The organism is Arthrobacter sp. 05L417, assembly GCF_056397865.1.
Genome location: NZ_JBFTOG010000018.1, coordinates 64,646 through 77,398, shown reverse-complemented (window position 1 = coordinate 77,398; position 12,753 = coordinate 64,646). Strand labels below are relative to the sequence as shown.

The window sequence follows — 12,753 nt, the reverse complement described above, 5'->3', positions numbered from 1 at the left end:
TCCGATCGTGAAGCGGTTTTGCGTGCCCCGGCATTGTGGCTAGAGCTTAGCAACTGCCGAGCGCTCGCGGCAGGGCCACGCCTCCTAGACCGTGGCGGGGTCGGTATTGGCGCCGCAGAGGATCACGGCCACGCGTTCCCCCTCTGCCGGAACATACGCTCCGGAGTTCACGGCCGCGAAAGCGGCGGCTGCGCCATGTTCCACGACTATCCGGTACTGCTCCCAGAGCAGGGAGCGTGCCGCGGCGATGTCGTCGTCGGACACCAGGACCGTCCGGACGCCCGTACGGACGGCCACCTCGAAACCGATCCGGCCGATCTGCCGGGCGCCAAGGGAATCTGCGGCGATCCCGGAGACGGCAACGTCAACCGGCGCCCCCGCAGCGAGGGCCGAAAAGAGGGTCGGAGCATTGTCCGGCTCGACGCCGACAACCCGGGCCTGACCTTCGACGGCGGCCGCGATTCCCGCCATGAGCCCGCCGCCTCCAACGGCAACCACAACGGTGTCAACGTCTCCTAGCTGTTCCAGGAGTTCCGAGCCTACCGTGCCTGCGCCAGCGGCAATTTCGGCTTGATCGTAGGCGTGACAGTAAACCGCGCCGGTTTCCGCAGCGTAGGCGAGGGCGGCCTCAAACGCTTCGGCGTACTCCGTTCCGCGCTGGACCACGGTGGCTCCGCTGGCCTTGAGCTTCTTGACTTTCACGGCAGGTGCGGTCTCGGGGACAAAAACGGTTGCGGGCACGCCGAGTTGCGCCGCGGCGTAGGCATTCGCCAGCCCCGCATTGCCTCCTGAGGCGACGACGATTCCAACATCGTCCTTCAGCTCGCCGCGCTCCCGGGCAGCCAGCACGCGGTTGAAGGCACCCCGCGCCTTGAACGTCCCCGTGTGCTGCATGAATTCGCATTTGAACCACAATTGCCCGGGCACCGTCCCGGCATCCGCCTCGAAAACGGGCGTACGGCGGATCTTCCCCGCAATCCGGGCGGCAGCTTCATCGACGTCGACGCGTGTGATCATGGGAGTCCTCGTTCCGTGCGGTCGGATCATGGCAGGTGCTAGAGGGACTCGACGTCGGCCGATCCGAGCTGCTGCCGGCGGGCCTGGCGGTTCCGCAACCAACGGCGGGCAAGGTCCACGGCGGCCCAGATTCCGGCGAGGGGAGACAGCACAACCACGCCGTAGATGAAGATCAACCACGTCAGGATGGCCAGGGGCTGCTGCGCTCCGCTCAACCAGGACAACCCTCCGAGCAATCCGATTGTCCAGAACAAAACCACGCCCACGAGCACGGCTCCCGCCGGAAAATACTCGCTCCTCACAACAGCCATCAGTGTCTCCACCGGCTGCCACCTGCCTTCCATCACCGCACCCGAATAACTTCAGTATGCATCCGGAAAATCGCCGGACACGGTCAGCGCGCGGGCGAAGTGACGAACATAACCGCAGCGGGCGTGTCGCCACGGATTTTGGGGCCTATGTGACGGGTGGAATGGCGGCGTAATCTGAAATCACGCACGGTTGATAGCTGGAAAAATGGCTCGGAAAAACAACCCGAAAAGTGGTTTGGCCAGGGTCCTGCGAAGGGTCTTGGGATTCTTCCTGGTGAGTGCGGTCTGTGGTGTATTGGCCGCCGGGCTGGTAGTCCCCGGCGTGGCCTCGGCCGGCATGGCCGTGAGCGGTTCGATCCAGTACTTCGACAACCTCCCGGGTGATCTGGTGGTCAACTCGCCGTCACAGTCCACCAAGGTGCTCAGCGCAGACGGAAAGACGATCGCCACCTTTTATGCCGAGAACCGGGTGAAGGTCAGCCTGGACCAGATGTCGCCCTACATCAAGGACGCGATTGTCGCCGTCGAGGACAGCCGTTTCTACGAGCACGGCGGCATCGACCCCCAAGGGATTCTCCGGGCGTTAGCGTCCAATTTCACCAAGGGCACCAACGAGGGTGCGTCGACCTTGACGCAGCAGTACGTGACCAACGTACTGAACGAGTCCCGTTTGGCGGCAGGCCAGACCGGACAAGTGGTGCTCAGCGGCCAGAAAACCCTGGGTGACAAGGTGCGCGAAATGAAGCTCGCGGTCGAACTCGAGAAGAAATTCACGAAGGACCAGATCCTGGAGGGCTACCTGAACATCGTGTTCTTCAATCGGGACGCGTACGGCATCGAAGCCGCAGCGCAGCACTTCTTCAGCGTGTCCGCCAAGGACCTCAGCCTTCCACAAGCGGCGTTGCTCGCCGGCCTGGTCAACAGCCCCAGCTTCTACGACCCCTCCATCCATCCGGACAATGCCATCAAGCGGCGCAACCTGGTATTGGCCGATATGCTCGCCCAGCACAAGATCCAGCAAGCAGCGTACGCGGCCGCCGTCGCCACTCCCCTCAAGCTCACCATTACGCCCGGGAGGCAAGGCTGTGCCGCCGCAAACATGGCTGCGTACTTCTGCGACTACATCTCCCATCTCATCCTGAATGATCCGGCCTACGGTGCTACCGTCACGGACCGGGAACAGCTTCTGTACCGCGGCGGCTTGACCATCACCACCTCTTTGGACAGCCGCCTGCAGGCAGTAGCACAGCAACAGGTCGATGCAACGGCGGGGGCGAACCCGGATAAATGGGGCGCATCCTTGGTCTCAGTGCAGCCCGGCACAGGCAAGATCCTGGCCATGGCACAGAACACAGTGTTCCTTCCAGAGCCCGGGAAGTTCGACACGCAGCTGAACTTCAACGTTGATTCCAAGGACGCCAACGGCAATGACCTCAACGGAGCCGGCGGTTTCCAGCCAGGTTCCGCCATGAAGCCTTTCACTTTCACGGAGTGGCTCAACGAAGGCAAGTCCATGACCACAGTGGTGGACGCGTCGCGAAGGGTCTATCCACTGGGATTCCCTTGGAGGGACAGCTGCGGGAGGGTGCTGGGCGGATACAGCACAGCCCAGAAGATCGCCGGCCTTGGCACAGCGGACGATCTCCGCAACAACGATGAGGGATACTACCGCCCAATGCCCGTCAACTACGGACTCTACAACTCGATCAACACCGCAACCTTTGCCGAGGCGACCCAACTGGACTTCTGCGGCATCCAGAGGGTGGTGGATGCCGTGGGTCTCCACAGTGGTGTGGACAACGCACCCGTGAACATGCACCAACTGGGCAACCTCCTCGGCGGCACCGAGGTATCGCCGCTCGTGATGGCCGACGCCTTTGCCACTTTCGCCAATGACGGCAGGTACTGCGGGCCGATCGCCATTACGGGCATCACGGATCCATCCGGCGCGAAGCTGCCCGCCCAAGCCAGTTCATGCCACCCGGCCATCAAGCCCGAGGTTGCCCGCGGCGTCAACTCCGTGCTCCAGGACGTCCTGAAACGGGGATCCGGCATCTACATTCAACCGAAAGTCCAGGACTTGTTCCCTACCGCGGCAAAGACGGGAACGAACAACAGCAACGGCTCCACCTGGGTGGTCGGATACACCACCGGGCTCGCCACAGCGTCCTTCTTCGGCGACACCATGGCAGGACAGAGCCGGGCGGGACAGAACGTCACGATCAACGGCAAGTTCTACACGGCCATCGACGGCTACATGCTGGCCGGGCCGCAATGGGCCAACTACATGACGCAGGTCGCCGGGCTCTACCCGACGGCCCCCTTCCCGGCGCCGCCCGCGTCTATGATCGGGACGCCCGCGCCGAGTCCTTCCCGGTGAGTTTCAGAATTCCTGTCCAGTAGCGCGTCCCTGTCGACCCCCAGAAGGGCCGCGGCGAGGCTCGCGATCAAGTCCAGCACGTCGTCACTGCTGGCATTGCCGGCCAGCACGTCCATGACGAGGCCGTCCTCCTGGGCCACGAGGGTGCGTGCGATCTTGGCCGGGGCAAGAACCGGAAAGAACTCGCCGGCCTCTATTCCCTCGGCAATGACCCTTTCGTAGATGAGCTGTTGGGCGCTGGTGAGTTCCCCTTGTATCCGCCGGTGCTCCACGTCCCTGAGCGAATGGGGCCAGTATTCGTAGAGTATCCGGGAGACATCATCGTCCAGCCCCGCGGTGGTTCCAGCCCGAATAACCGCGGCGAGGCGGACAGTCGGGCTCATGTCGGCACTTACGGCCTCCGACAATTTCTCAAGAAGGCGGTCGGAGGAGGCCTTGACTGCAGCGGCCGTAATGTCGGCGAGGCTCCCGTAGTAGTACAGGACGGCGTTGGCGGCCATACCTGCCTCCGCTGCAATTGCACGCAGAGTCGCGCCTTCTGCACCGTCACGAGCGGCCACGGCCAGCGCCGCTGCAGCGATCTCCCGGCGGCGTACTTCCCTCTTGCTGAGACCTGTCATTGCCATCCCCTGCTTCGACGCCCATTGACAGCCAGCCTAATCGAGTATTGAATGGCATTCAAATTTGAATGTGATTCAAATAACTTCGATTCGATAGGGAGTCGCCATGTCGCACCACCTTCCACCTCCGACCGCACCGCCCCTCGCCCCTCAGTCCCCTGCCCCTCCGCCCCTCGCGGCCACCAAAGGACTGAAGGCCGGATCGATCGGCATCGGCCCCACAGTGGCACTGGGACTTGCCGCGGTTGCACCCGCCTACAGCCTTGCCGTAACCCTCGGTTTCGTTGTCCTGGCAGTGGGAACGAGCACGCCCGCCGCGTTCCTTCTAGGGTTCCTCCCCATCTTGTTCACGGCATTCGCGTTCCGGGACCTCAATAGGGAAATGCCCGACTGCGGCGGAGTCTTCGTGTGGATCTCACGGGTGTTCGGGCCGTGGGCCGGCTGGTTTTTCGGCGGTTGGGTACCACAGGTCGCCACCTTCATCGCCAGCGCGGCCCTGGCCCAGGTTGCCACGACGTACCTCCTGACCTTTCTGGGACTTGGATGGGCGGCCTCCCAACCGGTAATCGTCGTCGCCATTGCCTGCGGGCTGATCGCCCTCAGTGCTGTTGTGGCAGCCCGGGGAATCGAACTTTCCGCATGGCTCCAGTACGCCTTGATTGCCTTGCAACTGATTGCCCTGGGCGGGTTCTGCATTGGAGCCTTTATCGCGATGGCCGCCGGCAGTTCAGTAACCGGTGCGGAAACGCCGGTCCTGGACTGGTTCAATCCCTTTGCCTCCGGCGATCTCTCGGGGCTGGTCCACGGTGTCATTCTGTGCCTCTTCATCTATTGGGGCTGGGACGCTCTCATAGCCGTGAATGAAGAAACTACTGACCGCAAAGGCACACCCGGGCGGGCCGTGGTCATCACCACGGTGATCCTGCTGCTCTTCTACGTCGTGACTGCAACAGCTGCCGTCGGATTTGCCGGGACCAAAGGAATCACGGATCCCACAACCGTCTCGGACGTCCTGTCAGTCCTTGGCCCCCAGGCAACGGGTGGCCTCTTCGGGCAAGTCATCATCCTCGCCGTTGGTCTCTCGGCATTGGCGGCGCTGATGACCGTAGCAATCAGCAACCCCCGGTCCTGGCTCAGCATGGGCACCTACGGCGCGCTGCCGGCAGCGACGACGAAAATGCACGCATCCAGGGGGACCCCAACAAGGTCAATCACGTGGTGGGCATTCCTGAGCATTGGCGTGACAGTGGCGCTGGCGTCAATCAGTGCCGACTTCATCGGCTTGGCAATTCTTTCGGTCGGCCTGATGATCGCCGCATACTACGCCGCAACGGCCCTGGCCTGTGTTGTGTACTTTGCTCCCCAGATGCGCGCCTCGGCCTCTTCCCTCTGGCTCAAAGGCATCCTGCCCGGCCTTGGTGCGCTCTTGATGATGGGGGCTTTCATATACAGCGCCATTGACATGTTGTCCCCTGAATACGCCGGGATGTCCTGGATGGGCATCGGAACCGTCTTCTGGATCGGAATCGGCGCCCTGGCCCTGGGTGTCGTGGTCATTGGAATCATCCGTCCCAAACTCCGTGCGTACTTTTCCGGGCAAACGATCCCCCGGGGAAACTTCTCCACCCGAAACGAATTGCAAGCCATCCTGAGCAGCGAAACCGAGGCATAAATGCGAGTTCTTTCCATTGCGGCAATCCAAACGAAGCCCGTTCCCTACGACGTCGAAGCAACCTGGGAACGGTTCGCCGCCCAGGCGGAGACCGCCAAAATCCTGGGCCCCGAAGTCGACGTCATCGTCGCACCCGAACTGCTTCTCGCTGCACCCGGGCAATTCCTGATCCCGGACCCGGACGGCGAGACGCGTTCCGCCGGACCCATCCCGAGTCAGCTCACCGCCCGCATTTCCGAACTGGCCCGCCGTCTGGGGGTCTGGCTCGTGCCCGGTTCCCTCCTTGAAACGGATGGAGGAAACACGTACAACACCGCAATCGCGGTTTCCCCCGACGGCGAGATCGTGGCCCGATACCGGAAGCTCTTTCCCTGGCGCCCGTTCGAAACCACCACGCCCGGCGACTCGTTCGTGACTTTCGACATCCCTGACCGCGGACGGGTGGGTCTCGCCATCTGCTTCGACGGGAGCTTTCCGGAAGTATCCCGGCAGCTGGCATGGCTTGGAGCAGAAGTCATCATCCAGCCCACCCTGACCACAACCCGGGACAGGGAAATGGAAATCGTGATGTCACGGGCCAACGCCTTCGCAAACCAGGTGTACGTGGTCAACGTCAACGGCGCCGACCCGTCCGCAGTGGGGGAAAGCGTCATCGTGGACCCGGAAGGCACCATCATGCAGCAAGCGAGGGGAGGCGAAGAAATCCTCTTCGCCGTCCTTGACCTCGACCGGGTCACGCAGGTCCGGCGCTACGGCACACTCGGCATCAACAGGCCGTGGGCGCAGCTCCAGGACCAACAAGGAATCCTGTCCTACCCCATGTTCGGCGGAGCGCACTTCCAACCACCGGCTTGGAGCCCCGAGGACGCGGACGAATCACGCGGGAGCCAATTCAGCGCGACGTCCTCCTAGGGACCGTACCGACAACAGAAGCCCGCGTACCCCCGGCCACCCGCGGGGGTACGCGGGCTTCCTGTGAGTTTCGGAAGAGTTCGGCTACCCGCAATTGAACCTGTCGTGAACGTTTCCGCGGTTGGGCCCAATTGGCAAGACGGAGTCCCTCCCCGCAACAAGAATCATCCGGGGACGCATTTTCGATCGATAAGAACGCAATAGCGAAGGGTCTTACTTTGATGAAGACAGCCAAGAAAAACGGGCTTGCCACAGCAGCGGTCCTGGGGGCCGTGCTCATGGCCGGATCCGCGGTGGCGCCGGCGATTGCCGACGACGCTTCACGCGGCCAGGACGTCCAGGACGTCCAGAACGTCCAGGGCCAGCAGGAATCAGACAGCAACAAGGGCCAGGGCGAAACATCGAAGCATGTCCTGCTGCTGTCGGTGGATGGCCTCCACCAGAAGGACCTGGATTTGTACGTGAAGAACCACCCGACGTCGGCACTGGCGTCGCTGGTAAACCACGGCACCAGCTACACGCACGCCCAGACTCCCGTGCCTTCGGACTCCTTCCCCGGCATGGTCGGCCAGCTGACCGGTGGAAATCCCGGGACCACCGGCGTCTACTATGACGACACCTTCAACAGGGCACTCCTGCCAGCCGGCACAACGGACTGCAAGAACACGGCGCCCGGCGCCGAAGTGGCCTTCACCGAAGCCGCCGACAAGGACCAGAACGCCCTCGACGCCGGCCAAGGCCTGGCCGGCCTTCCGGCCAGCATCCTGAACATGACGGGACAGCCCGGCGCTCTCCTCGACCCGGCCGCCCTCCCGGTTGACCCGGCGACGTGCAAGCCGGTCTATCCGCACCAGTACTTGAAGGTCAATACGGTCTTCGAGGTGGCGAAGAGCGCTGGCCTGACCACGGCGTGGTCGGACAAGCACCCTGCATACGAAATCCTGAACGGCCCTTCAGGCAAGGGCCTGGATGACCTGTTCACTCCTGAGATCAACAGCATCGCCCCCGCTCCCTTCAATGGCGACTGGACCAAGGACAACGCCGCAACCCAGCAGTACGACGGCTACAAGGTCCAGGCCGTGGTGAACGAAATCGACGGCAAGGACCACTCCGGCACCAAGACGGCCGCAGTACCGGGCATCTTCGGGATGAACTTCCAGGCCGTGTCGACGGCTCAGAAGCTCCCGACGTCGGACGGCCTGACCGGCGGCTACCTTCAGGGCGGCACCGTTCCCGGGCCGCTCCTGAGCAAAGCCCTGGACTTCGTCAACGCTTCCGTGGGGAAGTTCGAGTCCGCACTGGCCACTTCCGGCCACGCAAAGGACACCACAGTGATCCTTTCTGCCAAGCACGGCCAGTCACCGATGGACTCGTCGACATTGACGAGGGTCCCTGACAGCGCAATCATCGACGGCCTGAACGCCGCGTGGAAGTCCGCACACCCGGGCTCCGCAGACCTCGTTGCGTTCTCCACCGACGACGACATCATGCAGCTGTGGCTTTCGGACCAGGCAGCTGCGCAGTTCGCCAAGGACTACCTGGCAGGGCATTCGGCCGCCGGTAACGACGTCAACGGTGCTGCCAAGACCGTGGCAACCTCGGGGTTGAGCAAGATCTACGCGGGCAGCGAGGTTGCGAACTACTTCGGCACCCAAACCAGCGACGCACGCTACCCGGACATCTTGGGCATCGCCCAGACGGGCGTGGTCTACACCGGCGGCAAGGCCAAGATCGCCGAACACGGCGGAGCCAGCGCGGACGACCGCGATGTGCCGCTCGTGGTCTCCGGCGCAAATGACGAACACGCCCGGACAGTGACCAGCACCGTCGAGACGACCCAGATTGCCCCGACCATCCTGAAGACCCTTGGCCTGGATCCGAACAAACTGCAGGCCGTGCAGATCGAGGGGACCAAGGCCCTTCCTGAGCGCTGATCCAGCGCGCCTCAAACACTGGAGGGGTTCCGCGGCCAGACGGCCAAGGGGCCCCTCCCTTGTGACCATCAGGCCCTAGGATGCACGCAATAGACCCTTCCGCTGGCCAAGCCTGCATTGGGCGCCACGCCCGGTCTGCTTACAATCAAACGTCAGCAACTACTGAGGGAACCATGAAGAAAATCACCACAGCCCTGCTCGCGGCCGGGCTCGTCCTCTCCGCTTCAGCCTGCTCCGCACCGCAGCAGCTGAGCACCGCGGACACCTGCAGCCGGGTCAAGACCGTCATCTCGAACCCCACGAACACCACGGACAAAACGGGAACCATCCGGGTAGCGAACCAGCTCCGCCCGATCGAAGCCGTGTCCTCGGATGAGCTGAAGCCCACCCTGAAGACGCTTGTGGACTACCTGGACGAGTCCTCCAAGGACAACCCGGATACCGCGAAGCTCAACGCCCTGAAGAACGATTACCAGAACGCGGGCGCCAACTACAGCAAGTACTGCGGCGGCTAAGAGCAGTTTGCATTGCATACCCGGGGACTGGCCATGGGCGCCCAGTCCCCGGGTGGGCGGCGTCGGCACAAGTGTCCGCTCTATCGGCTTCAGCCTGCCCGTGAACGGTCGCTGAAACCCCATGGATAGTTCGAGTCCACGGGCCATGATTGTGGTCGGCGCACCCACCGGTGGCCTGCTCGCCGTATCAGTCGGGTACCAGCCGACGCTGTGGATCGCTCTCGCGGGATTCGTGGCGGCTGCTGTGTTCCTTGCGGCGTCGCCATTCCGCTCCGCACAGCACGGAGACGCTGCCCAGGGCAGCCTCCAGTAGCGGCTGCAGCTCCTCGACCCGCAGCCTGGCCGACCCTACAGCGCGGTGTGCTTCCCGAACGGATGGTGGCCCGTGGCCGGCTGTCCGTGAGTGCCCAACCATTCAGACAGGGCCTCGCGCAGGATCTCGCTGGGCGTGAGGCTGAGCGTCTGTGAAGCCGACTCCAAGGCGCGGTCCAGTTCCTGGGGGATCTGGAAATCCAAGGGCGAGGGATGGTTGCTTTCCCGGGCATCGGCAGGCAAACCATCACCGCGCAACAACTTGCCGACGGCTGGCTTCATGTCGTTTTCGGTCCACGCCGAAAGTCGCTCGAAATGAGTCACATCTCGTGTCATGATTTTCCCTCCCAACAATCAAGCATCCTCCGTTGGAAGGCCACAGTCACCATCTACGAGTAATTACTCTCTAACTATCGCGAAGTTGGTGCCTTCGGACACTGAGCGCGCCGCATCAGCATCGCCATTGAGTAGCCGGACGGAGGTCGACCGGGCCCGTTCGGAGACCCAGGAGTCGCGGAACGGACCCGGCGCTCACGCTTAAGGGTGAGACCGCGACGGACATCGATCAGCCAGGGCTGGTGCCGTCAGAGCGATCTTAGGGCTTGGGCCGACTCCGGTCTAGGGAATCGAAGGACCGGGGTTGTAAAAAGTTCATCGGCGCAAGAGATAATCCGCAACCCCAACCGGATTCGACAGCCCAAGGAGATGCCCGCCAGGCAGGACATCCGGCTCAATGCCTAAGCGATCGCGTGCGACCGTGCGCTGGAACTCGAGCGGGAAAAACCGGTCCCCCTCACCGCTGAGCACCCTGATGGGAACTGCCGGCCACTCCACGAATTCGCAGCTCGACGCGAAGACTGCGTTGGCCTCGGGGCGCTGGTATGGTTCCCCCTCGGCCGCAAGCTCCGGCGGAACGTCATGCAGGAAGTACTCGTTCACATCGAACTCCGCGCTGTAACCGCCGGCCGCGGCAGCACGCTTGCGCGCGTCCTCCCAGCCCGTGTTGTCCCACCATGCTCCGGGGGTCTCACCCGGGTTGGGAATCATCGCGTTGACGAAGACGATCTCTGCGACGCCGGTCCGGGCTCCCACCATGGGTGCCGTGAAACCGCCAAGCGATTGCGCCACAAGCACGACGTTGTTCCGGCCACTGACAGCGGCCCCAACCAGGCGCGCGTATTCGGGCAGTCCCGCATTTTCGTCGTCGCCGGGCAGATCGACGGCGACAGCATCGTGGCCTGCCTCCTGCAAGAGGGGGACGACGCGGCTCCAATACCAGGCTGAGCCGCCTGCTCCGGGCACGAGCACGAACGCGCTCACGAGGCATCCCCCGTGAAGCCATCAGTGAAGCCATCAACAAACGGACCGAGGCTCGGCGTCGAAGTCATGCCCACATTCTTCCCCAGATCGCCGCGCCCGCAAGGGACCCGCTGGAGAGGCTTTGGCCCGGTCTTTTCCTGCAGGAGGCCTGGTGGGAGGATGCCTATAGGTGCGAGCAGCTACGAGAAGGACGGGAAACGACATGTCGACCCAGGAATCCGTGGAAACAGAACGCAAGTACGACGCCGACTTGGAAACGCCGCTTCCCGCGTTCGTGGACATCACCGGCGTCGAACAGGTCGCAGACCCTGCGGATCATCAACTCGAGGCCGTCTACTTCGACACGGACGGGCTGACCCTTGCCAGGCACCGCATCACCTTGCGGCGCCGCACCGGCGGCACCGATTCAGGATGGCACCTGAAACTGCCGGCAGACCGGGACACCCGTGTGGAGATCCAGGCGCCGCTGGGGCAGCCCGAGATCGTCCCCGAGGAACTGGCGGAGAGGCTCATCGTCTTCACCCGCGGCGAAGAGCTCAGGCCCGTGGCCCGGATCCATACCCGCCGCACTTTGCATCGCCTGCACGGAAGCGAAGACGTCACCCTGGCCGACTTCGTGGATGACCACGTGACAGCCGAGACCTTGCACCCAAGGCAATTGGAGAGGCGATGGCGGGAATGGGAAATCGAGCTGGTCCACGGCGATGAAGCGCTGTTCGAGAGTGCGGAGCGCGTCTTGTCAGGGGCCGGCGCAACCCCCTCAGGGCATGCTTCCAAGCTTGCCCGCGCATTCGGAACGGCCTGGCCAGCCGCTGTGCCGACGCCACCAAAAGCCCGTCCGAAGGGTTCTGCCGGAGACGCAATAGTTGCCTACGTTGCCGCGCAGATCGCCGAAATCACCGCACTGGACTCCGGAGTCCGGCAAGGCGTCGACGACGCCGTTCACCGCATGCGCTCGGCCACCCGCAGGCTGCGCTCGACCCTGTCCACGTATGGCAAGCTCTTCGACGCCGACGCCGGGGATCAGCTCAAGGCCGAACTGAAATGGCTGAGCAAGGTCCTGGGCAAGGCCCGGGATGCCGAGGTGCTGCGCGACCGGATCGGGGAACTGATGAATGAGCAACCCGACGGCTTGGTACCCGCCCCAGCTGCCACCAAGATCAATGATGAACTCGAGGCCGCCTTCAACTCCGGGTATCGCCAGATGCTCCGCTCCTTGGGAACGAAACGGTATTTCCGGCTCCTGGACGCGCTTGAGGAGTTCCGCGACGAGCCTCCCGTAAGGCCTCGTGCCGGGAAGAAGGCCCGTCCCGTCACGGCCAAGCTGGCCGGAAAAGCGATCAAACGGTTGCGCCGGTCCCAGAAGGCAGTGGCCCAGAACAGCGGCGACGAAAACGACGCGGCACTGCATCAGGTCCGCAAAGACGCCAAACGCCTACGCCATGCAGCCGAAGCATTGCAAGACGTTCATGGGAAGCCCGCCGTGAAGCTGGCGCGTAACGCCCAGAAGATCCAGAAGATCCTAGGAGAGCACCAGGACAGCGTCGTGAGCCGCTCGGTGCTGCTCCGCCTCGCAAACGATACCGGCGGATCGGTGGAGGACAACTCGCCTTATGGCCCCCTGCTCGCTGCCGAAGAGCAGCGAGCCGCGGACTCCGAGGCCCGCTATGAAAAGCTCGCCAAGAAGAAGCGCTTGAATCCCCTGTGATGAACGCAACTCTCGGGGACGGGACTGTGAGGGACGGATCTGAGCCTCAGAG

Annotated in this window: 12 protein-coding genes; 7 read left to right on the top strand and 5 right to left on the bottom strand. The window is 63.3% G+C overall.

Annotated features, from left to right (window positions below; translation table 11 throughout):
- Positions 1 to 84 precede the first annotated feature (84 nt).
- Positions 85 to 1,017: a threonine/serine dehydratase gene (locus AC1DJW_RS14440; RefSeq protein ID WP_284753714.1), complete on the bottom strand. Its 933-nt coding sequence runs from the start codon at positions 1,015 to 1,017 to the stop codon at positions 85 to 87.
- 38 nt (positions 1,018 to 1,055) lie between these two features.
- On the bottom strand, positions 1,056 to 1,328 hold the full coding sequence (locus AC1DJW_RS14435) for a hypothetical protein (protein ID WP_284753713.1): 273 nt from the start codon (positions 1,326 to 1,328) through the stop codon (positions 1,056 to 1,058).
- Between the two features lie 205 nt (positions 1,329 to 1,533).
- Between AC1DJW_RS14435 and AC1DJW_RS14430 the strand changes: the two genes are divergently transcribed.
- Positions 1,534 to 3,708 (top strand): transglycosylase domain-containing protein, encoded by a 2,175-nt coding sequence (locus tag AC1DJW_RS14430; protein WP_390282547.1) that lies wholly within the window; start codon positions 1,534 to 1,536, stop codon positions 3,706 to 3,708.
- Here the strand turns inward: AC1DJW_RS14430 and AC1DJW_RS14425 are convergent.
- Positions 3,636 to 4,328 carry a TetR family transcriptional regulator gene (locus AC1DJW_RS14425; protein WP_476901731.1) on the bottom strand — a complete coding sequence of 231 codons (693 nt, stop codon included), beginning with the start codon at positions 4,326 to 4,328 and terminating at the stop codon, positions 3,636 to 3,638. The genes AC1DJW_RS14430 and AC1DJW_RS14425 overlap by 73 nt on opposite strands.
- Before the next feature lie 106 nt (positions 4,329 to 4,434).
- On the opposite strand from AC1DJW_RS14425, the gene AC1DJW_RS14420 reads away from it, so the two are divergent.
- The 5 genes from AC1DJW_RS14420 to AC1DJW_RS14400 all read left to right on the top strand — a co-directional run bounded on the left by AC1DJW_RS14420 (position 4,435) and on the right by AC1DJW_RS14400 (position 9,674).
- Positions 4,435 to 6,000 carry an APC family permease gene (locus tag AC1DJW_RS14420; RefSeq protein WP_476901730.1) on the top strand — a complete coding sequence of 522 codons (1,566 nt, stop codon included), beginning with the start codon at positions 4,435 to 4,437 and terminating at the stop codon, positions 5,998 to 6,000.
- Entirely contained in the window at positions 6,001 to 6,912 is a 912-nt protein-coding gene (locus AC1DJW_RS14415) for a carbon-nitrogen hydrolase family protein (protein ID WP_390282544.1), read from the top strand. It abuts the gene before it with no gap.
- Between the two features lie 221 nt (positions 6,913 to 7,133).
- The gene (locus AC1DJW_RS14410; RefSeq protein WP_476901729.1) at positions 7,134 to 8,846 is read left to right on the top strand and encodes an alkaline phosphatase family protein; all 1,713 of its coding nucleotides are present in this window, start codon (positions 7,134 to 7,136) and stop codon (positions 8,844 to 8,846) included.
- 173 nt (positions 8,847 to 9,019) lie between these two features.
- Positions 9,020 to 9,361 carry a hypothetical protein gene (locus AC1DJW_RS14405; protein ID WP_284753703.1) on the top strand — a complete coding sequence of 114 codons (342 nt, stop codon included), beginning with the start codon at positions 9,020 to 9,022 and terminating at the stop codon, positions 9,359 to 9,361.
- Positions 9,362 to 9,482: 121 nt separating this feature from the next.
- Positions 9,483 to 9,674 carry a hypothetical protein gene (locus AC1DJW_RS14400; RefSeq protein WP_476901728.1) on the top strand — a complete coding sequence of 64 codons (192 nt, stop codon included), beginning with the start codon at positions 9,483 to 9,485 and terminating at the stop codon, positions 9,672 to 9,674.
- Between the two features lie 35 nt (positions 9,675 to 9,709).
- Here AC1DJW_RS14400 and AC1DJW_RS14395 read toward each other — a convergent pair whose 3' ends face one another.
- Positions 9,710 to 10,009: a ribbon-helix-helix domain-containing protein gene (locus AC1DJW_RS14395; RefSeq protein WP_284753700.1), complete on the bottom strand. Its 300-nt coding sequence runs from the start codon at positions 10,007 to 10,009 to the stop codon at positions 9,710 to 9,712.
- Positions 10,010 to 10,324: 315 nt separating this feature from the next.
- On the bottom strand, positions 10,325 to 10,993 hold the full coding sequence (locus AC1DJW_RS14390) for an alpha/beta fold hydrolase (protein ID WP_476901727.1): 669 nt from the start codon (positions 10,991 to 10,993) through the stop codon (positions 10,325 to 10,327).
- Between the two features lie 202 nt (positions 10,994 to 11,195).
- On the opposite strand from AC1DJW_RS14390, the gene AC1DJW_RS14385 reads away from it, so the two are divergent.
- The gene (locus AC1DJW_RS14385; protein ID WP_476901726.1) at positions 11,196 to 12,701 is read left to right on the top strand and encodes a CYTH and CHAD domain-containing protein; all 1,506 of its coding nucleotides are present in this window, start codon (positions 11,196 to 11,198) and stop codon (positions 12,699 to 12,701) included.
- The last annotated feature ends 52 nt before the right edge of the window (positions 12,702 to 12,753 follow it).